Consider the following 20,915-nt stretch of genomic DNA (forward strand, 5'->3'; position numbering starts at 1 on the left):
AGCAGAATGTTATAAAAATTCTTAAAAATTAATATTCCGCACAAAAAAATCTTCTAGGATACCTAATATATATTTTATCCTGAAACCGTAAAAACCAAATCAGTATAACAACCGAATCTTACAAGTTGATGGAAGTGTCGCACTTGCCTAAATTCTCAGTTTTCTACCTTCATTAAGCTGTGAACCTTTTAGGTAGCTGTAAATAGCATAAGTGAATTGTGGGATAGCTTTTTTCCTATCGGCAGGTTCAATTAGTTGGGGATGCAAACCCCGACTAATTGAAGACCTAAAATATTCTACTTAGTAGGCGTGTTAAACTCTGTGTAGCGGTAGGTAAAAAGGTTTATCTGACAAAGAAGATTTTATAGTTAAAAGTATTAGTTACCTACCTTTATGTGACTTTTAAAGTAACCGAAAAGAATCGAGAAACTTTTGCACATTTCCAGGTTGAGTGGTCATACCCACAACTATATAAAGCCGATTGTTAACTAAATAAACTCGACCTTTGCCATTAATACCTTCACCCAGAATAAATTCAAATTCTTTACCTGGATAACCATCTAAGGAAACATTTTTTGCCGTGACTAATGTAGCATTAGCACCTTTAGCAAAATCATTGGGTGCATTGTCTAACAATTTGGTAATTTCTTCCTTAGTCAACTTTTCAATTTTAGGAATATCGGAATAGTGAATTAGGAAAGCAGAGTTATTAGAAGTTAGGGAGAAAGAGTGTTCAGTGGAACCGTCTTGATTAGTTCCTGTCTCTTGTTTAGGAGTTCCTGGCATGGAGACAGCGAATCCTCCTTGCTTAGAGGAAAACTCATTCCAGGATGTTTCTTGAGTTAAGAGAACTGGCAGTGGAAATTTTACTAGAGTTTCCGCTCGCAGGGGAGTTGACAAGCAGAGAGGAGTAGCGAGAATGATGATAGCGAGGGTTTTGAGTTTCATGTTCAAGATAGCTCCAAGTTTAGTGAACCGCCTCTTTTAGAGGATACACTGGAAGGAGTTTTTGAGCCGTATTTTCCTAAGTTTCTAAAAATTTAGTAAAACAGTGGTAACATTTCAGTTTTTAATAGGTAATGGAACGTAATTAAGTGCTGCCATGTTTAATTCTTTGCTAATAGCGATCGCCTCCAGTGACGTAATCAAGTGGTTAGATAGTAACCCCGTATTTCTGCGCCTCCTCGACTGGCTTTTCTGGGGAATTAATCACCCAATTTGGGGCGTAATTATATTGTTGACAATATTGGCGTTACTGTGGAATTTATTTAAAGGTTTTAGCTATTTGGTAGCAATAATTGCCAGAGAAATCATGCAATTACCAATGAGATTATTGCGCCTAATTTGGCGAGTTAGTACCAAATCTATGCAGCAAGTTGGCAATTTAGCTCTTAAACCATTTAGCTGGACAAAAACTACGGAAATTCCCGCTTTACCTCCAGCAACTTCTCAAATAGTCCAAATTGATAAACAACAAAGATTAAACGAAATCTCCCATAGACTAGAAGAGATTCAAAACGAGCAAAATGAACTTTTACAAGAGGTAGCATCCTTATTGGGTGGAGAGAAAATTACTGTGGAAATTACCCAAGATTTAAAACAGGTTTAGCAAAATAATTTTGATGAAAAAGTTTTCTCCAGCGCAGTCAACTATGCTTTTGTTAAGCCTAGTAAACTTTATGTTGCCAAAGCTATAGAACTACTAATTTTTATTATTGAATTAACTGGAGTTTGCCGAAATGATATGATAAATTAAACTATTTCAGTTGATGAAATATGGAAATCTTACTTCTAGAAAGACTTTCCCAAGACTGGCAAAAGAGCAAAGATTTTTTTGGGCAACAAACGGGAAGTACAATTGATACTATCACAACATTGAGCGAACAAACGAAAGATTCTCTCTCCCAATCTACTGAGCAAGCAAAAGAAATTTTTATCCAAGGAACAAGCAAACTTTTAACTAATTTCAGTCAAGAAACAAGTCAAGCTGTTAGTACAGTAACAGCAGCAACGGAAAAAGCCAAAAGTTCATTAACTCAAGCTACGAGTCATGCTGTTACTAGCATAAATGAAACTAGTAAAAGTGCGGTGGGATCGATCGCCCAAACCGCCCAAAAAGCCAAAGACACAATTTCCCAAACTTCTGTACAAGCAGTTGATAGTATTCAGCAAGTAACAGAACAAGCAAAAGCATCTTTAGAAGAAACAATTCAAAAAACCGAAGGTTTAAGTCATACCTTAACTGAAGGTATAGAAAATGGGATAAACGGTTATGTTACTGATTGGATGAATCATCATGTAGTTTTAGGTTGGTTGTTCAATCATCCGCTGTTTGCGATCGCCATTTTCCTAATATTCATTTTGTTAATTTGGGGATTATTTCAAGCTGTAGGTAACTTAATTGTTAAAAGTTGGATGTCGGTTTTGTTATCTCCAGTTTTGTTGGTGCGATCGCTTCTCCCCAAAGCTTATCAATCAACAGCAAACACCATCAACAATAAACTTCCATCACCAAAACTAGACAGCGAAGATCCCAAAGAAAGATTCAATGCAATTTTGCACAGACTGAATGAAATCAAACAAGAACAGGAAACTCTTTTACAAGAGTTAGCCAAAATTTTAGAGACAACCGATCTAAATTTAAAAGTGAAGTAAGGTAAGTTAACAGTAGGGGCGAAGCATTCGGGCAATAAATCTAGATTTTCACTCATAAATTTTGACCCGAATGCTTCGCCCCTACAAATTTTCAATAAACATCTAAACTCAAACTAAATCCCGGTAATACATCTTCTCCTAACAATTCAGTTGGTAAATTTCGCACCTCTACCTCTTGTCCTAAACGATAAATTTCCACCTGTTGCTGTTGGGGATTAATCAACCAACCTAACCTTACTCCTGCGTCTAAATATTCCCACATCTTCTCTTGTAAAGTTGACAAATTATCTGTTTCTGACCTTAATTCGATCGCAAAATCTGGTGCAATTGGGGGAAATTTCCGCCTTTGTTGTGGTGTTAAAGCTTCCCATCGTTCGCGACTAATCCAAGCAGCATCGGGAGATCGATCGCCACCATTTGGTAACTTAAAAACAGTAGAAGAACTAAAAGTATAACCAAGTCGAGTTTGCCGATTCCAGATCAGCAAATCACCGTTCAATTCTGATTCACGATTCCCACTTTCTCCGCCAACTGGAGGCATAATAATTAATTCTCCTTTTGCATTGCGTTCAAAGTTCAACTCGCGGTTATTTTGGCAAAGTTGATAGAATTGTTCATCAGTTAAATGAACTGAATTGAGGTTTAATTTTAGGGGAGTGAGTACCATCGAACATTCTCCAGCAAAAACGTAATTTCTACTATTTCTAAAGTTAGATGTTCACTAAGAAAAAATTTGTTAAATATCAAAGATTTTCCTTCTTGAGAAGAGAATTTTAGGGATTTTTAGGGTCTTGACACAACTTTAGGTTATACCTTTTATAAAAAATCTGTATCTAAAATTACTAAAATTTTATTTGTTAAAATTTCATAACATTGTTTAATAGAATTTGGTACTGCAACGAGTTCTGGCTAGGATGAGAAAATTGCCACAATACGAGAAGTCCGCCCTCCCTATACCTACGAGAAAGCTGCCGAGAAACCGCTTTTCCAGGTTGCTACGATATATTAAATTCAAGCTTGGGAGATTAGGCGATCGTTCTGCTCATCAGCCAGGGTTCCTCTATCAAGAAATTTTGTGGTCTTATCTGGGAAGTTTTCTGGGAATTGCGACTCTTGCTTATCTCACCACTCGTAGTGGCTATCCACTAATTGCAGCACCCTTTGGCGCAACAGCTGTTTTAGTATTTGCTGTACCCGATAGCCCTTTGGCTCAACCCAAGAATGTGATTGGGGGAAATTTGATTGCGGCGATCGTCTGCGTTACACTCGTACAGCTGTTTGGTTCCGAACCTTGGGTAATGGCGTTAGCAGTGGCGACAGCAATTAAGCTAATGCAGTTAACTAGAACGCTTCATCCGCCAGGAGGTGCGATCGCCCTATTGGGAGTAATGAGCCATGCTAACTGGGATTTTGTCTGGACTCCGATTTTGCTAGGGTCGATCGTAATGGTTTTGTGTACAGTCATTTTCCATAACTTAGTTGCTCGTAGAACCTACCCTAAACACTGGCTTTAACGGCGATCGAGGTTAATGCTAAAGTTACCTTATTAAGCAATTAGTCAAACTAAACAAAGGATTGCTAAAAGTGGAAAAACTGCTTAATCTGCATATAGAAAAACTACCAGAAGGAGTTTATTTAGCAACATCCGAAGATCTTCCAGGGTTAGTAGCACAAGGAAAAACTATTGCTGAAACATTAGAAATTGCGCGTGATGTAGCCCAAAAGTTATTAGAAGCAAGATCTGAGCGAAATCAACCAGATTTTTTGCAACCTGTAGCTGATGAATTTGATTATCCCTTAGTGGTGGCTGGGTAGTCAGATTATGGGTAGATTAGCTGGATTTCGTTACAGAGAAATTGTAAAAATTTTACAATCTTTTGGCTTGGTTTTTGACCGCCAAGCAGCAGGTAGCCATGAAATTTGGTATAACCCTGAAACTAACAGGTACACTACAATTCCCAATCATACAGGTGATATGCCAGAAGGAACATTGCGTGCAATTTTGAAGCAAGCTAGTATTACTCCAGAAGAATTTCTCGATCGCTCTCGTTAAAAAATGCGATCGCAATTTCTTAGCAGAGTACAATCAGCCTTAATTTTAATCTTAGCGATCGCATTTAATTCTCAGTTTGCTTCTCCAGTGTTTCCCAATTTTCTCTTAAGTATCTGTTCCATTTCTCGGAAATCTTCATCAGTTTGGGGAAAGGGATATTTTGGACTATTGGGATTTCTGCGGTTAATTAGGGCTGCGATCGCATCGTCATCTTCTCGATGACTTAAAACATAAGCTCTCAATTCTTGACGAGTCATATTATTAAATTCAGGCTTCTTCATCATTAAAACTCCTGCGTATCGTTGACAAAGTTTATAATTCTAAGTTCTAAAGATTTTTTTGAACCACGAAGACACGAAGGACACGAAGAAAGAGGAAGAGAATGAGAAGTTTTCACTATTGATTCATTAGTTTGCCCTTAGTAACTCACTGGAGTTTAGACATCGCACCTTCGGTGCGATAGTCTAAACTACAGTAACTCAATATCTATCACTTTACCTCTACAACTCAAAAAATCTCTTCTTCCTCTTCTCTTCGCGCTCTTCGTGTCTTCGTGGTTCAAATAAAAAAAACAGCTACCTCCACCAAGGAAGCAGCTGTTTTTACCAAAAGGCGGGCAAAAAGCCTACCCAATTAAACTTAGTAATCGAAGTCGCCACCCATGCCAGCGCCAGCACCAGCAGGAGCATTATCCTTGGGTTCTGGTTTGTCAACCACGATACATTCGGTAGTTAACACCATTCCAGCAATAGAAGCAGCATTTTGCATCGCGGAACGAGTTACCTTAGCGGGGTCAACGATACCAGCTTCAAACATATCAACGAAATCGTTCTTAGCTGCATCGAAACCAACGTTAAAGTCTTTTTCTTTCACTCTTTCAGCGATTACCGCGCCGTTTTGACCAGCGTTTTCAGCGATTCTCTTCAGCGGAGCGGTCAAAGCACGAGCTACAATTAAAGCACCTGTCAACTCTTCACCAGTCAGGTTTCCGTTAGCCCATTCTTCAACTTGGGGAGCCAAGTGAGCTAAAGTTGTACCACCACCGGGAACAATCCCTTCTTCGACAGCAGCTTTTGTCGCGTTAATCGCATCTTCTAAGCGCAGCTTGCGGTCTTTCATTTCAGTTTCGGTAGCTGCACCGACTTTCACAACTGCAACGCCACCAGCTAGTTTAGCCAAACGTTCTTGCAGTTTTTCCTTGTCATAAGAAGATTCGGTTTCTTCCATTTGACGACGGATTTGATCGCAGCGAGTTTTAACTGCTTTTTCGTTTCCTTCAGCGACGATCGTACTATTATCTTTGGTAATAGTCATGCGACGCGCTCTACCCAGCATATCGATCTTGGTGCTTTCCAGCTTCAGACCTGCATCTTCGGTGATTACTTGACCACCAGTTAAGACTGCAATATCTTCCAGCATAGCTTTGCGCCGATCGCCAAAGCCAGGAGCCTTCACCGCAGCTACGTTCAATACACCACGCAAGCGGTTAACTACCAAGGTCGCCAAAGCTTCTTTTTCAATATCTTCAGCGATGATAACTAATGGCTTACCAGAACGAGCAACTTGTTCTAAAACTGGTACTAAGTCTTGTACCAAAGCAATCTTCTTGTCAGTTAACAGAATGAAAGGTTCATCTAAAACCGCTTCCATCCGTTCTGCGTCAGTTACAAAGTAAGGAGAGATGTAACCTTTATCAAAGCGCATCCCTTCGGTAATTTCCAACTCGGTAGTCATGGACTTACCTTCTTCCAGGGAAATCACGCCTTCTTTACCAACTTTATCCATTGCTTCGGCGATCATGTTGCCGACTTCTTCATCGTTACCAGCAGAGATGGTACCAACTTGAGCAATAGCTTTGGTTTCTTCAACTTGACGAGCGTGTTCTTTAATTTTACCTACCAAGAAGTTGGTAGCTTTGTCGATACCGCGTTTGAGGGCGATCGCATTTGCACCAGCAGCAACGTTCCGCAGCCCTTCTTTTACCATTGCATGAGCTAAAACTGTTGCAGTGGTGGTACCGTCGCCAGCAGCATCATTAGTTTTGGAAGCAGCTTGACGAATCAAAGCTACACCAGTGTTTTCTACATGATCTTCCAGTTCAATTTCTTTAGCAATGGTGACACCATCGTTAACAATTTGGGGAGCACCAAATTTCTTTTCTAACACTACGTTGCGTCCTTTGGGCCCTAAAGTCACCGCAACTGCTTCTGCTAAAATATCCATTCCCTTTTCTAGGGCACGACGAGCGTTTTCGTTGTAGATGATGCGCTTAGCCATAGTTTTTCTGTTTCAGTGATTGTGTAATGTAGAGTTGGAATTTTTGTCATTGGTCATTTGTCATTTGTTATTTGTCATTGAGGTTAGTCTTTTTCCTAATGACCAATGACTAATGACTTTATTAGCTAACAATGGCAAGAATGTCTTTTTCCGACAATAAAACGTACTCATCGGTACCGAGTTTGATATCGGTGCCAGCATACTTGGAGTACAGAACTTTGTCGCCAATTTTTACTTCTAATTCTTGGCGAGTGCCGTCTTCATTGCGCTTGCCGGGACCTACTTGTACAACTTCTCCAACTTGGGGTTTTTCTTTGGCGTTGTCGGGAAGTAGGATACCACCAGCAGTCTTTTCTTCAGCAGCACTTACTTTAACAAATACTCGTTCACCCAAGGGTTTAACGGTAGAAACGCTCAATGATACAGCAGCCATAGTTAATTTTAATCTCCAGAGCTTTTCTGTTTACTTACAGCAGAGATGAGTTGGCAAGTGCGTTCCGATTAGGTATAAGTTCTTTATCACTCTTTACCTTTTCGTTGGCGATTAGCACTCTCACCTCCTGAGTGCTAATTTAAAACGAGGCGTACCCCAATGACAATAAATTTTTGTGTACGGGTTCCCGAACTAAGTCAGGTGAGGCATTATTTATTAATGCGAATACTTTCAAGGCAATGAAGATGGAGAACTCAGCAATTCAGGCAGAAGATGAAACTTGTAATGTTTGTGAGTCGCCAGAAAAAGATGCTTTAGCTGTTTGTGTGCAAAAGTTAGGCATCAACCAAATTCAACGGCATATTTTTCTTTGTGCCGATCAAACTTTGCCGCAATGCTGTTCTAAGGAAGCTGGGTTACAAGCGTGGAATTACTTAAAAAAACGTTTAAAAGAATTACAATTAGATAAGCCAACAACTAATCAGCCAAATTGCATCTTTCGGACTAAGGCAAACTGCTTGCGAGTATGCTGTTCCGGGCCAATTTTAGTGGTTTACCCTGATGGGGTTTGGTATCGCAATGCTACCCCGGAAGTAATTGAAAGAATTATTCAGGAACATTTAATTGGTAATCAAGTTGTCCAAGAGTACGCTTTTTTAACTCGTCCCTTACCGGATACCGCTTTATCTGGGGAGGTTACGGGGAACTACTGAGAATTACGAACATTTAAATGGGAGAGCCTAGTAATTTTACTGCGATCGATACGATATTTGTTTGCCAAGGGGATGCTTTTACCCAGAGGAGATATTATCATTGCAATTAAACAGTATAACTCAGTATTACTACTAGGTTTCCCTTGGTTATTTGCAAACGGCTGATTTCCAGTAACGTATACTGGTTGTTACTTAGTTAACAAGTCCTACTCAACAGCCTGTTCAGTACAATGTAGATAATACTGGGGAAATCAATTACTTACAAACGTAATTGCTGCCAGTAGGGCAAGTGGTAAAGCATGGTTAAGGAAACTCGTGTGAGAGATACAAAAAAACTACTGCTGATTGATGATGACCCGAATTTAATCTTACTAGTCCAAGATTATTTAGAATTTCGGGGTTATGAAGTAATCACGGCAGAAAACGGTCGGGAAGCATTAGAAATACTGGAACAGGAGAGTCCAGATTTAATTATCTGCGACGTGATGATGCCGGAAATGGATGGATATACCTTCGTCAAGCACGTTCGGGAAGATCCTATGACCAATTGGATTCCGGTGTTGTTCCTTTCTGCTAAAGGTCAAAGCCAAGATAAAGTCAAAGGCTTAAACACAGGCGCAGATGTTTATATGGTAAAACCATTTGAGCCAGAAGAACTAGTGGCTCAGGTGGAGTCTTCACTTAAACATACCGAACGGCTACGGAATCGCGCAGTTAATGGAGATAGCAATCAAAGAATTCATGTTCCTTTTGATGTGCAGTTAACTCCTACGGAACTGAAAGTGGTACAGCACGTAGCACGAGGTTTAGCTAATCGAGAAATAGCAGAGGAACTAAATGTTAGTCAACGTACAGTAGAAAGTCATGTGTCGAATATGCTGGGCAAAACTGGACTGCATAATCGCACCGAACTGGCACGTTGGTCAATTGAAAACAATATGGCTTGAGCAAATACTAAATGCTAATTGCTATTCGGAGGTGGTGATTTCAGATTGAATTTTTCAAATTGCAGAATTAAACTAAACTTCTTACTGAAAATTTGAATTTTTCCGATCTGAAATTACCCAATCATTCCTGCACATCTTTAATCCGAGTTTTACGCTCTAGGATTTCTTTAAGTACCAGGGTGACTACTGCTAAAAAGGCTAGTAACACGGCTGCGGAAAAAGCGGCTTGTGTCTGGTATTGCTTATAAGCTTCCTCAACAAATAAGGGTAATGTTTGAGTTTTGCCAATGATATTGCCGGAAACAACTGCGACTGCGCCAAATTCTCCCATAGCTCTGGCATTAGTTAAAATCAAGCCATAAAGTAAACCCCAACGAATACTGGGTAAGGTAACGCGCCAAAAGATTTGCCAGTCTTTTGCGCCTAATGTTCTCGCTGCTTCTTCTTGGTCTAAACCTACTTCTTCGAGCACGGGTATTACTTCTCGTGCAACGAAAGGTAGGGTAACAAAAGCGGTGGCGATGACCATTCCGGGAAGGGCGAAAATGATTTTAATGTCTGCTGTTTGTAGCAAAGGATTAAACCAACCACTGCGTCCATAAAGTAGTACGATCATTAAACCTGCTACTACTGGTGAGATGGCAAAGGGTAGGTCGATGATACTTAAGAGTAGGGTACGACCGGGGAAGTTTTTGTTGCGTGCGATCGCCCAAGCCGTACACAATCCAAATACTGCATTAATGGGAACAACAATAGCAGCAATTAATATCGTCAACCAAACTGCATTTAAAAAGCTAGGTTCCGTCAGGTTGCTAAAAAATGGCCCAACTCCATATTTAAAAGCTTGGTAAAATACATTAATTGCCGGAACTAATAGTAGTAAGCCTAAGTAAAGTAAGGCAATGGAAATTAAAACTGGTTTTACCCATTTAGCTTCTTGTTTTTTCGGAACTTTATTCATAACGCCGCCCCCAAGCTTGCAAAAGGTTAATTGCTAATAACATAAACAAAGAAATGAATAACAAAACTGTGCCAATCACAGTTGCACCTGCATAATCAAATTGTTCTAATCTTTGGAAAATTAACACGGAAGCAATCAAGTCTTTAAAGGGAATACTGGAAGAAATAATCACAATTGAACCATATTCTCCCACTGCACGGGAAAAACCCAAGGCGACTCCGGTTAAAATTGCTGGAAATAAAGGTGGTAACAGAACTTTCCAAAATGTTTGTGCATGAGAAGCGCCTAAACTCCAAGCTGCTTCTTCGATTTCTTTTTCCATTTCTTGTAAAACTGGTTGCAATGTTCGTACTACAAAAGGTAGAGAAATAAATAACATTGCTACCCCGACACCAAGGCGGGTAAATGCTATTTTGATGCCGAAAGGTGCGAATAAAGAACCAATCCAACCATTTTCGCTGTAAACTGCGGCTAATGTTAAACCTGCAACGGCGGTAGGTAAGGCAAAAGGTAGGTCAATAGCGGCATCAATTAAGCGTTTGAGGGGAAAGTCGTATCTAACTAAAACCCAGGCAATTAATAAGCCAAATACGCCGTTAATTAATGCGGCAATTAAGGCTGTGGTAAAGGTAACATCATAAGCGGAAAGGGCGATCGAACTGGTGGCAATTCTCCAGAATTCGGCTGGGCCAACTGTGCTTGCTTTTAATAGGAGGGCGGCGATCGGCAAAAATAGCATGATCGTCAGATACCCTAGCATAATTCGCCAAGGCCAAGAGAGATTAAATAACTGAATCTGGGGTTTTTTTCCCACAGGATTCAGCTGAGGAGGAGAAGATACAGCCATAGAATGAAAATTTCCTGATAGGTGAGTATTTTTTGTTAATTTTAGGAGATGAAATTGGCATTTTTTACAAACAAATTATCCCATGTTTTGCGACCTAATTTACTAGGAATTATTTGCTGATTTTTGTTTGGATTTTGTCAAAGATTCCTCCATCATCAAAGAATTTTTTCTGCACAGCATTCCACCCGCCTAAATCTTGAACAGTAAACAATTTTTTAATGGGAATGTATTTCTTAGAGAATTCTTTGGCTACTGTAGGATTAACCGATCTAAAACCAACTTTAGCAAATTCTCTTTGGGCTTCTGGTGTGTATAAATACTGAACAAATGCTTCAGCAACTTCTCGGACATCATGTTTATCAGCGTATTTATCTACAACCGCTACAGGACTATCAACCGAGATGTTGACATTAGGTACTACGTAAGGCAATTTTAGACCATTTAATCTGGCTAAAATAATCTCATTTTCGTAGTTAATTAAGGCATCTGCTTGACCTTGTTTAAAGAATACGTCGCTAGCTTCTCTAGAATCTCTAGGCAATACAGGCACATTTTGGAAAACTTTGGTAGTGAAATTTAATGCTTGAGTATCGCTACCTCCGGTTTCGGTAACAGCACCCCATAATGCTAGGAAATTCCATCTTGCACCACCAGAAGTTTTGGGGTTTGCGGTAATTACTTGTATGCCGTTTTTGGCTAAATCTGACCAAGTTTTAATTCTTTTCGGATTATCTTCACGAGTTACTAAAGCAATTACAGATTTGGCAACAATAGCATTATTAGGTGCTTCTTTTTTCCAGCCTGGTTGAATTAATCCTGCTTGTTCGATTTTGGCAATATCTAAGTCTAAAGCTAATGCTACAACGTCAGCTTCTAATCCATCGATTACTGCTCTAGCTTGGGAACCGGAGGCACCATAACTTTGATTAATTTTAACTTTTTGGTTATGTTCTTTTTTCCACTTAGCTGTAAATTGAGGAATAATTTTTGCGTAAGCGCCACGAGTTACGGCATAAGAAACTAAAGTTATTTCCGCATCTTTTTTATTAGCTGGGGTTGAACTATCTGAAGTGTCGGAGGTTTGGGTATTGCAGGAGGCGATCGCCAAACTCAAACTCACCCCCACTAAAGACAAACAAACAAATCTTTTCCATCCACCTCTATTCAAGTTTAACCACCTTCGCCACCACTGTCTTACTGAATCAGTTGCATTCGCAACTCTTTGACTCAGCAATCTCCCTTCTTTTGTGGCGTTATACCACTGAATCATTACCTTTCCTCTATAATCTACGGTTAATCGGTCGGAATACTGTATTTAATTAGCACAATATTTAATTATATAGAAATGAAGGCAAAAATGCAATCGTTATTTTCAAGATTTAACAATGCAAAGGAAGGAATGAAAGAAAAACGTAGGGCAGTAGGGCAGGCATCTTGCCTGCCTTATCAATGTGACGGGCAAGATGCCCATCCTACGAGAATTCAAAATTTGTTAGCTTCGGGAAAGTAACGGAGAACTTCTGCAACTGACCAAGCTTGGGCGAAAGCGCCTTGCGGTGTGTGCGGAGGATCGCCATCAAAGATTTCGGAAACTGAACCTAAACAGGCTTGATTTTGAAAATGATCTAACATTAATTGCCAATCAAAAGGCAATGGTTCTGTTTGATAAAAGCGTTGCCAAGCATTAATAAAACAGCCGATTAACCAACTCCAAACTGTTCCTTGATGGTAAGCACTATCGCGATAAAGTGAATCTCCAGTATAGGAACCAATATAATCTGGATCGTCTGGTGCGAGACTGCGTAAACCGTAGGGAGTTAAGAGTTTTTCCTTGGCGATTTGTAATACTTGGCGGGCTTGTTCTGAGGGAAATCCGCAATGATATAAGGATAAAGCTAAAACTGCGTTAGGGCGAATTTTGGGGTCGGGTTGGTCATTTGGGGAAATGGTATCGTAGAAATATTGTTGTTTGGGATTCCAGTATTTTTGCAGGGATTTTTTGACTTTTTCTGCTTGCTGGAAATAGCGATCGCGCTGACTAAGCAACTTCGCAGAATTCCCTGTTTGAATAGTTGCCAATTTTTCCGCCCATTTAATTGCCCAACATAAAGCTGAATACCACAAAGCATTAATTTCTACTGGTTTACCACAACGAGGAGTAATCGGTTTACCATTAATTACTACATCCATCCAAGTAATAGCTACATTAGGCGCATCCCAAATTAGTAAACCATCCTCAGCGTCAATGTGAATATTGAATAGAGTCCCAGCAGAAAAGGCTTTGTAAATTTGACGAAATACGGGATATTGAGTTATTAAAAAATCCCAATCTTCCGTTGCTTCTAAGTAAAGCCCTAAATTTTCAATCCACCACAAAGAAGCATCAATGCTGTTATAAAATGGTTCGTTTCCTTGGTCGGGAAAGGTGTTAGGAATTAAACCATATTTACAGTAGGAACCGAAGGTTTGTAATAAACCTTTGGCAATTTCAAATCTACCTGTTGTCAGTGCTAAACCGGGTAAAGCAATTAATGTATCTCTACCCCAATCATTAAACCAAGGATAACCAGCAATTACAGTGGGCCCGGAAATTGAATGGCGATAAACAATAAATCGATCGGCGGCGCGAAGTAGTTGATTGAAGATTGGGGACTGGGTACTAGGGACTGGGGACTGGGGAAGTTTTGAGTTTCGAGTTAAAGAATTTTCTTGCGCCCCTGTGCCCCTGCGCCTCTGCGCCTCTGCCCAACCTAGTTTTGCTTCTAGGGCGATTCGATCGCCTGGTTGCAAAATAATAGTTAATTCACCGGGACACCAGAGGTCTTCCCGATCGCCTAATCCGCGCAATGTTTCTTCGGGATAGTGATAATTCCAATACCAATAACCAGATATTTGATAATCTCCTTTACTCCAAGTTAACTGCCAAGGTGTGCCTTGCCAATCTTGATTAATTGCTTGGAAAATAACGGAGTTTTCGCTAACTTTTTGCGAGAATGTTAATTCTGGAACTGCTGTTTGTTGATGGTGAAAGTTGCGATCGGCAATTAACGGTTTTAATCTTAAAATAGCCGTTTCTTTTCCTTGATAATCATATTGAATCACAGTTTTCTGATCGAACTGATTATTGGCTAATTCTTCGCCTGGTTGCGGAAAACAATTAGGCATGACTATTTGTCGAGTAAGTTGCCAATTTTCCTCACTCCAAATCCAAGTGGGAACTGGTTCAATGGTGAACGATCGCAACAGTTGATAACCCAAAGGGGCAATTGTCCCATTTGACCAGAAATTTGTTCCTAATTCCCTAGTTTTTCTCCCGATTTCTAGCGTTGCTTCTAAGTGAGATAGCAGTAAGGTGCGTTCGCTAGGCGGGTTTATTGCTGCAATTAACCAACCGTGATAAGTACGGGTACGGGCATCGCACAAGGTACCACAAGCAAAACTACCTAGCCCGTTCGTCAATAACCACTCTCGCCGATCTAGACTTTTCATAGGTTACTCAAAATCGTTATGAGTATGATATAGTTGTTACAGTTCGTAATTAAATAGTAGTTGCCCCAGTGGGTAGGACGAGGTGAGTTTAACGAAGTTGTTCGTTAACCCGAAAAACTTCAGGTAAACCCCGTCTTTAACTACATTACCGACAAGAAGCACACAAGTCGAAGCATAAACTTTTAAGGAGAAAAACTTCATGCCTCTAAGTTACGCATCAGAAGGATGTCTGCGTGTTGGTCAAGGAGCGCCTGACTTTACCGCAACAGCTGTAGTCGATCAAGAATTCAAGACCATTAAGCTGTCTGACTACCGTGGTAAGTATGTTGTATTGTTCTTCTATCCGTTGGACTTTACCTTTGTTTGCCCAACTGAGATTACCGCATTTAGCGATCGCTACGAAGAATTCAAATCCATCAACACCGAAGTTCTGGGCGTTTCCGTAGACAGCGAATTCTCCCACTTAGCTTGGATTCAAACCGATCGCAAATCCGGTGGTCTAGGCGATTTAACCTATCCTCTAGTTTCCGACATCAAAAAAGACATCAGCGCCGCTTACAACGTCCTCGATCCCGATGCAGGCGTAGCTTTGCGCGGTTTGTTCATCATTGACAAAGAAGGCGTAATTCAACACGCTACCATTAACAACCTGTCATTTGGTCGCAGCGTTGACGAAACATTACGGACTCTCCAAGCGATTCAGTACGTTCAAACTCACCCAGATGAAGTTTGCCCCGCTGGTTGGCAACCTGGTGAAAAGACCATGAATCCCGATCCTGTGAAGGCGAAAGTTTACTTTGCCTCTGTTTAATTTAGAGCATTTAGCTTTCCAGATCCCCGACTTCTTGAAGAAGTCGGGGATCTAGATCAATTTAAAGTTACTGAATTTACGGTTTAACTATGCTGACTTCCACTGATTTTAGCGGCTTAATCAATGAGCGTTTCTTTCGTAACTTTTTGCCAATTCCGGCGCATAACGAACTACGATTAGGGGCAGTTACTAAAGATTTTGAACTGCTAGATATTACCAATAGTCAGCCAGTTAGGTTATCAAATTTTCAAGGTAAACAGCCTGTTATTTTAGCTTTTACGCGAATTTTCACGGAAAAACAATACTGTCCGCTGTGCTATCCCCACATTAAAGCAATGAATGAAAACTATGAATTGTTTTCTAGCCGAGGGATAGAGGTTTTAATGATTACCAGTACTGATAAACAACAAAGTGAAAAAGTTGTCACGGACTTGGGTTTAAAAATGCCTTTATTGAGCGATCCGAGTTGTTGGGTGTTTCGAGAATATCAAGTTGGTCAAGCGTTAGGTGCGCCTTTGCCAGCACAATTTGTGTTAGATAAGCAAGGTAAGTTAGTTTATAAACATCTGTTTTCTTTTTTATCGCCTAATGCTTCAGTTGAGCAGTTGTTGGCAGCGGTTTAAACAATTTTTGAGTTAGGCAAATTAGTATGTCATTTAGTAGCATTGTGGCGTTATTTACTGCAATGGTAGTTCTGGCTGCTATTCCCAGTGTTAGTGTTTTGGCTGTTTCGACCCGATCGGCTACATTTGGATTTATTCATGGGGTTTTTACGACTCTGGGAATATTACTGGGTGACATTATTTTTATCATTATAGCTATTTGGGGTTTGTCGTTTCTAGCGGAAACGATGGGTAGTTTATTTGTGTTAATAAAGTACTTTGGTGGCGCTTATCTGATATTTTTGGGAATTGGATTATTGAGGGCAAAATCGAGAGATGTGGAGACGGGGGAGGTGGTTCAATCTTCTTTGTTTTCGAGTTTTTTGACGGGACTTTTGATTACTTTGGGAGATCAGAAAGCGACGTTATTTTATTTGGGTTTTTTTCCAGCTTTTGTGGATCTTTCTCGGATTTCTTGGTGGGATACTGGGGTGATTATTGCGATCGCAACCCTAGCCGTAGGCAGTGTAAAACTAGGTTATGCGTTGATGGCAGATCGAGCTAGATTGCTGATTAGTGGCAGAATCACTAAAGGATTAAACATTGCCGCTGGTTGTGTGATGATTGCTGTAGGAATATTTTTAATTATTAGAACTTAATCCCGGTTCGTTGTGGGGACTTCAGTCCTGCTCTTGACGAGTGTACGACTAAAGTCGCTACTACGAACTGATGGATTACAATTGAATTTGTTTTAGGTTAGTGCGGGGGTTGAAAGTGCGATCGGCACGAATTTTTTCATAATATTCCCGTTCAGTTTGGCTTAGTTCTTTAGGGGGAACAATGGAAATTTTCACCATTTGATCGCTGCGTCCACCTTTAGGATTAGGCCAACCTTTTCCACGCAGTCGCAAAGATTGACCGGAACGCACACCAGCGGGAACATTAACTGTTACTGAACCATCGGGAGTAGGAACTTCAATTGGTGCGCCTAAAACAGCTTCATCGGGAGTAATTGGCACTTCACAAACTAAATTGTCGCCATCAAATTGAAAGAAACTATGGGGTTGTAATTCTACATTGAGATACAAGTCACCACGTTGTTGATTTAAAGAATTGAAAGCACCTTTACCTTTTAAACGAACGCGAGTGCCTTTTTTCGCACCTGCGGGAATTCGCACATCAACTACTTCTGTACCTAAATCTAAACGCTTTTGTACGCCGTGAAATGCTTCGGAAAAGGTGAGGCTGAGGTTAGCTTCTCTGTCAGCAGCGCCAACATTTGCTGTTTGAGTGTCGAAGCCATCAAAGCCACTAAAACCACCACCAAAACCACTCGACCCACCTGGGCGATAGCTGTAACTGCGGCTAGTGGAACGTCTACCACCAGTACTGGTTCCGGTTCCGGTTCCGGTTCCGGTGCTGTAGCGACCTAATAATTCGTTAATGAATTCGTCGAAACTACCGTACTGACTGAAGTCAAAGCCGTTAAAATCGGCTCCGGGTGCGCCTGCGCCGCCAGAGGAAGACCATGCTTGGTCAGCTTGTTTCCAGTATCTACCGAATTGGTCGTATTTTTTGCGTTTGTCGGGGTCGGAAAGTACTTCGTAGGCTTCGGTAACTTCTTTGAAGCGGGCTTCGGCTTGTTTGTCACCTGGGTTCATGTCTGGGTGATATTTGCGGGCGAGACGACGATAAACTTTTTTGATTTCGTCGGCGCTAGCGGTTTTAGTCACTCCCAGGACAGCATAATAGTCTTTAAAGTCTGTATTAGCCATTTAGTTTGTCTCCTATAAAGTAAAGATTAGTTGTTATTTTGTCTTGATTTATTATGTGCTAGACATGATTTTTTTGGGGAGAGTTTTTAATTTTAGGCTCTACTGTAAAGTGTTGTTCGAGGAGTCAGCGATCGCCAAAAATGGTTAGGAATAGGTGTATACATCGACTCATTTTCATTGTGCATTTAAATAGATTATGACTGCAAGTTCGGTTTGGTACGGTTATTCCACAAGTTTGAATTCTCCAAGATGGTAGCGGATTAACTCGTCGAATCCATCGGCTAAGGTTGGGGGGGCATCGCGTAGTTGGCGATACATTCGGAAAATGACTTCTTCGGGGACTTGGCGCTGGCGATGACGGTTGTGGGAGAGACAAAGCCAAAGGGGGGTTTGGAACCAAATTCCGGTGATGTGGGTAAAGCCTGTTTGCTGGCAAAGGGCGATCGCTTCTTTGCGTTGGCGGCGTGCGGCGTTGGTAGCATCGTAAATTGCAAGGCTGGCTTTTCCTTGAACAATTGCTCTGGCGGCTTGTTCGAGTTGCTTTTGTAACTCTCGCCAAACTAGAAACCAAGGGCCCTGGATAGCTTCATCTCCAAACAGTTGACCGCGAATCTTGTCTGTAGAAATTAACAAAGTTTGGCACGGTTCTGTGATTAGCTTTTGGGCTAGGGAAGATTTGCCGCTACCAGGAAGCCCGATGAAAAGAATTAGTTTTGTCATTGGTCATTTTTCCAGGTCTTTTTCCTGATTATCAATGACTAATGACTAATGACTAATGATTAAATGATTGTGCCATCGGGAATAATGGCATTTTTCAAGACAACGACGATGCCGCTACGGATGTAAAATCCCTGTTTTTCGCGATCGGCTTCTTGTACGTTATCTTTGTTAATAATTTTGACATCACAACCGATGCGGGCATTTTTGTCAACGATCGCACGTCGAATTGTGGTGTTTGCGCCGATGCCTAATGGGACATCACGGCGATCGCAATTAGATTCCCGTTCGCTAAAGGGTTGATAGAAGTCTGCCCCCATCAATAAGGAGTCTTCCACTAAACAACCGGATTCTACACGGCTTCGTACTCCCAATACTGAATGATCGATCCGGCAATCTTTTAAGATACAACCTTCTCCGATCATCGATTCCGTTACCTGACAATCTAACAATTTTGTTGGTGGTAGGTAACGGGCGCGGGTGTAAATGGGGGCAGCTTCGTCGTAGAAGCTAAAGGGTGGGCGTGGTTGTCTGGTTAAAGCTAAGTTGGCATCATAGAAAGCTTCAATGGTTCCAATATCTTCCCAGTACCCGTTAAATAGGTAAGCTTGAACGTTGAGATCTTTCGATGATGAGGGAATAATTTCTTTACCGAAGTCTGTGCTGTCTGGATATGAGTTTAGCAGTTCAAACAACACATCTTTTTTAAAGACATAAATCCCCATAGAAGCGATGTAAGGCATTTTTACGGCTTCTTCTGCTGTCAGCCCTAAAATTTTGGTGTCTACCTGCATTTGTTTCAGGGCTTCACCTTTGGGTTTTTCGCTAAAGTCAACTATCCGCCCTTGGTCGTTAATTTTCATTAAACCAAAGTCCGAGGCTCGTTTCTCGTCCATTGGCACAACGGAGATGGTGACATCGGCGTTGGTTTCTTGGTGACGTTGTACAAATAAGCGATAATCCATCCGGTAGAGGTGATCTCCAGACAGGATTAGGTATTCATCAATTTCCCACTCTTGGAATAGCCACATATATTGCCGAACTGCGTCAGCTGTACCTTGGAACCAGTTGGGGTTTTCCGGTGTTTGCTGGGCGGCTAGTACTTCCACAAAGCCATCTGTGAAGCCAGCAAAGCTGTAAGCACGCGCTATGTGGCGATTGAGTGAGGCTGAGTTAAATTGGGTTAAAACGTAGATTTTGTAAATTTCTGAGTTGACGCAGTTACTCACGGGGATATCGATGAGTCGATATTTCCCTGCCAAAGGTACGGCTGGCTTAGCGCGTAGTTTGGTTAGCGGGTAAAGGCGAGTACCTGCGCCGCCGCCGAGAATGATAGCTAAAACTCTTTTCACAAAAAAAACCTCTCACTGCCGAACGTTCCCAAGTCCAGTGTGCGATTGAGGGGAACAGTTGGCAAGGGGGTAAAGGAAGAAGTGGCAGATTTTTTGTCTCTACCTGGAGAAGGAAGATTTTTACAGGTGGGGGCTGAGATGTCCAGGGTAGACAAGGTAGGCTAGGTATGGATTGGTAGTTGAAAGTTTAATTTGAGGTAATTATGTTCAAGTACAATCCGTTAGGTTGCTTGCCATCTTCGGAAGAGTTACCCAGTTCGGATGATACGCCTGTGGATAATGAATTACAAGTTTTAATTCCGAGTTTGTTGTCTGCGGTTTTGGCTTTGATTTGGCAAAATCGCGAGGATTGGTTTTTTGGAATTAATATGGGAGTTTATTATGATTTGGCTAAACCTGCGATCGTCCCTGATGGGTTTTTAAGTTTGGGAGTAGAACGTTTTGTTGGGGAACAGGGAAGGTTATGTTATGTGCTTTGGGATGAAGATGGCGTAGTTCCTTCTTTGGTATTGGAAATTGTTTCTAAAACTTACAATGCTGAATACGAACAGAAAAAAATTGATTATGCCCAAATGGGTGTTTTGTATTACGTTGTTTATGCACCTACTCGCCAACGTCGTCGCCGCCAACGTTTAGAAGTTCATCGTTTAGTTAATGGTGAATATGTTTTACAGTCTGGCGATATAATTTGGATGCCGGAAATTGGTTTGGGAATTGGTAGGGAAAGGGGAACTTATCAAGCTTTTACGAGGGAGTGGTTGTATTGGTATGACGAAAATGGGAATAGATATAAAACGCCGGAAGAAATAGCCAGAGAAAGACAACAAGAACTTCAGGATCTTTTAGCTAAGTTAGAGGAGAGGGGAATCGATCCGAATACGTTGTAAAGAGGTGGTTGTGGAGATGGCGATCGCTCTTGAACTGGTGAATAGAGTGGTTTTGGCTACTCAAGAAAGAATTCCAGCAACGATTGAGAAGAGTGCAGCGATCGCGAATGGAGTGAAAATAGTTTGTACTTAGCGATCGCACAACTGAAAACCTACCAAAAATTAGGTGCGATCGTGTAGCGATGCGTAGGACGATCGCACTTCCTAAAATCTCAACTTTCCGCCTCTTTCTTCCTTGTCTTTTCGTCAACTATCCGCTTGAATAATTCAAACTGTTCTTGTTCTTCTTCTTTAGTTTTTGGTGGGTGAAATACAATCGTTTCTGAATCTGGTTTACGGCGACTAAACAGCACGCGCAAAGCCTCAAGATCGTCATCGCCGCCGCGATGTGCAAGT

24 protein-coding genes are annotated in these 20,915 nt (G+C 41.1%); 11 read left to right on the forward strand and 13 right to left on the reverse strand.

From position 1 onward, the window contains the following. Positions 1 to 402: 402 nt before the first annotated feature. Positions 403 to 948, reverse strand: a complete 546-nt coding sequence (locus ACE1B6_RS15820) for a hypothetical protein (protein ID WP_413258211.1) — start codon at positions 946 to 948, stop codon at positions 403 to 405. A 154-nt stretch (positions 949 to 1,102) separates the two neighbouring features. Here ACE1B6_RS15820 and ACE1B6_RS15825 point away from each other — a divergent pair, with 154 nt between their 5' ends. Continuing rightward, positions 1,103 to 1,609 carry a hypothetical protein gene (locus ACE1B6_RS15825; RefSeq protein ID WP_413258212.1) on the forward strand — a complete coding sequence of 169 codons (507 nt, stop codon included), beginning with the start codon at positions 1,103 to 1,105 and terminating at the stop codon, positions 1,607 to 1,609. 167 nt (positions 1,610 to 1,776) lie between these two features. Next, positions 1,777 to 2,655 carry a hypothetical protein gene (locus ACE1B6_RS15830; protein ID WP_413258213.1) on the forward strand — a complete coding sequence of 293 codons (879 nt, stop codon included), beginning with the start codon at positions 1,777 to 1,779 and terminating at the stop codon, positions 2,653 to 2,655. Between the two features lie 91 nt (positions 2,656 to 2,746). Here the strand turns inward: ACE1B6_RS15830 and ACE1B6_RS15835 are convergent, their stop codons facing one another. Further along, positions 2,747 to 3,322, reverse strand: coding sequence for a Uma2 family endonuclease (locus ACE1B6_RS15835; RefSeq protein ID WP_413258214.1), 576 nt, complete (start codon positions 3,320 to 3,322; stop codon positions 2,747 to 2,749). 247 nt (positions 3,323 to 3,569) lie between these two features. On the opposite strand from ACE1B6_RS15835, the gene ACE1B6_RS15840 reads away from it, so the two are divergent. From ACE1B6_RS15840 to ACE1B6_RS15850, 3 genes are all read left to right on the forward strand, one after another. Continuing rightward, positions 3,570 to 4,169: an HPP family protein gene (locus ACE1B6_RS15840; protein WP_413258215.1), complete on the forward strand. Its 600-nt coding sequence runs from the start codon at positions 3,570 to 3,572 to the stop codon at positions 4,167 to 4,169. Between the two features lie 70 nt (positions 4,170 to 4,239). Beyond that, the gene (locus tag ACE1B6_RS15845; protein ID WP_413258216.1) at positions 4,240 to 4,470 is read left to right on the forward strand and encodes a type II toxin-antitoxin system HicB family antitoxin; all 231 of its coding nucleotides are present in this window, start codon (positions 4,240 to 4,242) and stop codon (positions 4,468 to 4,470) included. A gap of 7 nt (positions 4,471 to 4,477) precedes the next feature. Further along, positions 4,478 to 4,708, forward strand: coding sequence for a type II toxin-antitoxin system HicA family toxin (locus ACE1B6_RS15850; protein WP_413258217.1), 231 nt, complete (start codon positions 4,478 to 4,480; stop codon positions 4,706 to 4,708). Positions 4,709 to 4,779: 71 nt separating this feature from the next. Here ACE1B6_RS15850 and ACE1B6_RS15855 read toward each other — a convergent pair whose 3' ends face one another. From ACE1B6_RS15855 to groES, 3 genes are all read right to left on the reverse strand, one after another. Continuing rightward, on the reverse strand, positions 4,780 to 4,992 hold the full coding sequence (locus ACE1B6_RS15855) for a DUF6887 family protein (protein WP_413258218.1): 213 nt from the start codon (positions 4,990 to 4,992) through the stop codon (positions 4,780 to 4,782). A gap of 355 nt (positions 4,993 to 5,347) precedes the next feature. Then, positions 5,348 to 6,985, reverse strand: coding sequence for a chaperonin GroEL (gene groL / locus ACE1B6_RS15860; RefSeq protein WP_413258219.1), 1,638 nt, complete (start codon positions 6,983 to 6,985; stop codon positions 5,348 to 5,350). Positions 6,986 to 7,106: 121 nt separating this feature from the next. Beyond that, a complete protein-coding gene (gene groES, locus ACE1B6_RS15865) occupies positions 7,107 to 7,418 on the reverse strand; it encodes a co-chaperone GroES (RefSeq protein WP_413258220.1) in 312 nt (103 codons plus the stop codon). A 239-nt stretch (positions 7,419 to 7,657) separates the two neighbouring features. On the opposite strand from groES, the gene ACE1B6_RS15870 reads away from it, so the two are divergent. Together ACE1B6_RS15870 and ACE1B6_RS15875 are read left to right on the forward strand one after the other, a co-directional pair. Beyond that, positions 7,658 to 8,131, forward strand: coding sequence for a (2Fe-2S) ferredoxin domain-containing protein (locus tag ACE1B6_RS15870; RefSeq protein WP_459563037.1), 474 nt, complete (start codon positions 7,658 to 7,660; stop codon positions 8,129 to 8,131). Between the two features lie 299 nt (positions 8,132 to 8,430). Further along, positions 8,431 to 9,078: a response regulator transcription factor gene (locus ACE1B6_RS15875; protein ID WP_413258222.1), complete on the forward strand. Its 648-nt coding sequence runs from the start codon at positions 8,431 to 8,433 to the stop codon at positions 9,076 to 9,078. 121 nt (positions 9,079 to 9,199) lie between these two features. On the opposite strand, the gene cysW is transcribed toward ACE1B6_RS15875, so the two are convergent. The 4 genes from cysW to ACE1B6_RS15895 all read right to left on the reverse strand — a co-directional run bounded on the left by cysW (position 9,200) and on the right by ACE1B6_RS15895 (position 14,375). Beyond that, complete coding sequence (gene cysW, locus ACE1B6_RS15880) at positions 9,200 to 10,039, reverse strand: sulfate ABC transporter permease subunit CysW (RefSeq protein WP_413258223.1); 840 nt, start codon at positions 10,037 to 10,039, stop codon at positions 9,200 to 9,202. Beyond that, the gene (gene cysT, locus ACE1B6_RS15885; RefSeq protein WP_413258224.1) at positions 10,032 to 10,886 is read right to left on the reverse strand and encodes a sulfate ABC transporter permease subunit CysT; all 855 of its coding nucleotides are present in this window, start codon (positions 10,884 to 10,886) and stop codon (positions 10,032 to 10,034) included. Before cysT ends, cysW begins: the two co-directional genes overlap by 8 nt. A 109-nt stretch (positions 10,887 to 10,995) precedes the next feature. Next, a complete protein-coding gene (locus ACE1B6_RS15890) occupies positions 10,996 to 12,156 on the reverse strand; it encodes a sulfate ABC transporter substrate-binding protein (protein ID WP_413258225.1) in 1,161 nt (386 codons plus the stop codon). A gap of 212 nt (positions 12,157 to 12,368) precedes the next feature. After that, on the reverse strand, positions 12,369 to 14,375 hold the full coding sequence (locus tag ACE1B6_RS15895) for an amylo-alpha-1,6-glucosidase (protein ID WP_413258226.1): 2,007 nt from the start codon (positions 14,373 to 14,375) through the stop codon (positions 12,369 to 12,371). Positions 14,376 to 14,574: 199 nt separating this feature from the next. Between ACE1B6_RS15895 and ACE1B6_RS15900 the strand changes: the two genes are divergently transcribed. From ACE1B6_RS15900 to ACE1B6_RS15910, 3 genes are all read left to right on the forward strand, one after another. Further along, entirely contained in the window at positions 14,575 to 15,186 is a 612-nt protein-coding gene (locus tag ACE1B6_RS15900; RefSeq protein WP_413258227.1) for a peroxiredoxin, read from the forward strand. Between the two features lie 89 nt (positions 15,187 to 15,275). Then, positions 15,276 to 15,809, forward strand: a complete 534-nt coding sequence (locus ACE1B6_RS15905; RefSeq protein WP_413258228.1) for a peroxiredoxin family protein — start codon at positions 15,276 to 15,278, stop codon at positions 15,807 to 15,809. 26 nt (positions 15,810 to 15,835) lie between these two features. Beyond that, positions 15,836 to 16,447 carry a LysE family translocator gene (locus ACE1B6_RS15910; RefSeq protein WP_413258229.1) on the forward strand — a complete coding sequence of 204 codons (612 nt, stop codon included), beginning with the start codon at positions 15,836 to 15,838 and terminating at the stop codon, positions 16,445 to 16,447. Between the two features lie 75 nt (positions 16,448 to 16,522). Here the strand turns inward: ACE1B6_RS15910 and ACE1B6_RS15915 are convergent, their stop codons facing one another. From ACE1B6_RS15915 to ACE1B6_RS15925, 3 genes are all read right to left on the reverse strand, one after another. Beyond that, positions 16,523 to 17,563 (reverse strand): DnaJ C-terminal domain-containing protein, encoded by a 1,041-nt coding sequence (locus ACE1B6_RS15915; protein WP_413258230.1) that lies wholly within the window; start codon positions 17,561 to 17,563, stop codon positions 16,523 to 16,525. A gap of 222 nt (positions 17,564 to 17,785) precedes the next feature. Further along, the gene (locus tag ACE1B6_RS15920; RefSeq protein WP_413258231.1) at positions 17,786 to 18,283 is read right to left on the reverse strand and encodes an AAA family ATPase; all 498 of its coding nucleotides are present in this window, start codon (positions 18,281 to 18,283) and stop codon (positions 17,786 to 17,788) included. A gap of 59 nt (positions 18,284 to 18,342) precedes the next feature. Further along, positions 18,343 to 19,632: a glucose-1-phosphate adenylyltransferase gene (locus tag ACE1B6_RS15925; RefSeq protein WP_413258232.1), complete on the reverse strand. Its 1,290-nt coding sequence runs from the start codon at positions 19,630 to 19,632 to the stop codon at positions 18,343 to 18,345. Positions 19,633 to 19,835: 203 nt separating this feature from the next. On the opposite strand from ACE1B6_RS15925, the gene ACE1B6_RS15930 reads away from it, so the two are divergent. Beyond that, positions 19,836 to 20,519: a Uma2 family endonuclease gene (locus ACE1B6_RS15930; RefSeq protein WP_413258233.1), complete on the forward strand. Its 684-nt coding sequence runs from the start codon at positions 19,836 to 19,838 to the stop codon at positions 20,517 to 20,519. A 212-nt stretch (positions 20,520 to 20,731) separates the two neighbouring features. On the opposite strand, the gene ACE1B6_RS15935 is transcribed toward ACE1B6_RS15930, so the two are convergent. Then, positions 20,732 to 20,915: DUF6887 family protein (locus tag ACE1B6_RS15935; protein ID WP_413258234.1), on the reverse strand; the 184-nt coding region annotated here is incomplete at its 5' end.

Source organism: Floridaenema fluviatile BLCC-F154 (assembly GCF_041929135.1).
In the GTDB taxonomy this organism is placed as follows: Bacteria; Cyanobacteriota; Cyanobacteriia; order Cyanobacteriales; family Aerosakkonemataceae; genus Floridanema; species Floridanema fluviatile.

Bases quoted from the DNA above. Each gene is read 5' to 3' on its own strand.
- ACE1B6_RS15820 (WP_413258211.1), bottom strand. From the start codon at position 948: ATGAAACTCAAAACCCTCGCTATCATCATTCTCGCTACTCCTCTCTGC.
- ACE1B6_RS15825 (WP_413258212.1), top strand. From the start codon at position 1,103: ATGTTTAATTCTTTGCTAATAGCGATCGCCTCCAGTGACGTAATCAAG.
- ACE1B6_RS15830 (WP_413258213.1), top strand. From the start codon at position 1,777: ATGGAAATCTTACTTCTAGAAAGACTTTCCCAAGACTGGCAAAAGAGC.
- ACE1B6_RS15835 (WP_413258214.1), bottom strand. From the start codon at position 3,322: ATGGTACTCACTCCCCTAAAATTAAACCTCAATTCAGTTCATTTAACT.
- ACE1B6_RS15840 (WP_413258215.1), top strand. From the start codon at position 3,570: ATGAGAAAATTGCCACAATACGAGAAGTCCGCCCTCCCTATACCTACG.
- ACE1B6_RS15850 (WP_413258217.1), top strand. From the start codon at position 4,478: ATGGGTAGATTAGCTGGATTTCGTTACAGAGAAATTGTAAAAATTTTA.
- ACE1B6_RS15855 (WP_413258218.1), bottom strand. From the start codon at position 4,992: ATGATGAAGAAGCCTGAATTTAATAATATGACTCGTCAAGAATTGAGA.
- groL (WP_413258219.1), bottom strand. From the start codon at position 6,985: ATGGCTAAGCGCATCATCTACAACGAAAACGCTCGTCGTGCCCTAGAA.
- groES (WP_413258220.1), bottom strand. From the start codon at position 7,418: ATGGCTGCTGTATCATTGAGCGTTTCTACCGTTAAACCCTTGGGTGAA.
- ACE1B6_RS15870 (WP_459563037.1), top strand. From the start codon at position 7,658: ATGAAGATGGAGAACTCAGCAATTCAGGCAGAAGATGAAACTTGTAAT.
- ACE1B6_RS15875 (WP_413258222.1), top strand. From the start codon at position 8,431: ATGGTTAAGGAAACTCGTGTGAGAGATACAAAAAAACTACTGCTGATT.
- cysW (WP_413258223.1), bottom strand. From the start codon at position 10,039: ATGAATAAAGTTCCGAAAAAACAAGAAGCTAAATGGGTAAAACCAGTT.
- cysT (WP_413258224.1), bottom strand. From the start codon at position 10,886: ATGGCTGTATCTTCTCCTCCTCAGCTGAATCCTGTGGGAAAAAAACCC.
- ACE1B6_RS15890 (WP_413258225.1), bottom strand. From the start codon at position 12,156: ATGATTCAGTGGTATAACGCCACAAAAGAAGGGAGATTGCTGAGTCAA.
- ACE1B6_RS15895 (WP_413258226.1), bottom strand. From the start codon at position 14,375: ATGAAAAGTCTAGATCGGCGAGAGTGGTTATTGACGAACGGGCTAGGT.
- ACE1B6_RS15900 (WP_413258227.1), top strand. From the start codon at position 14,575: ATGCCTCTAAGTTACGCATCAGAAGGATGTCTGCGTGTTGGTCAAGGA.
- ACE1B6_RS15905 (WP_413258228.1), top strand. From the start codon at position 15,276: ATGCTGACTTCCACTGATTTTAGCGGCTTAATCAATGAGCGTTTCTTT.
- ACE1B6_RS15910 (WP_413258229.1), top strand. From the start codon at position 15,836: ATGTCATTTAGTAGCATTGTGGCGTTATTTACTGCAATGGTAGTTCTG.
- ACE1B6_RS15915 (WP_413258230.1), bottom strand. From the start codon at position 17,563: ATGGCTAATACAGACTTTAAAGACTATTATGCTGTCCTGGGAGTGACT.
- ACE1B6_RS15920 (WP_413258231.1), bottom strand. From the start codon at position 18,283: ATGACAAAACTAATTCTTTTCATCGGGCTTCCTGGTAGCGGCAAATCT.
- ACE1B6_RS15930 (WP_413258233.1), top strand. From the start codon at position 19,836: ATGTTCAAGTACAATCCGTTAGGTTGCTTGCCATCTTCGGAAGAGTTA.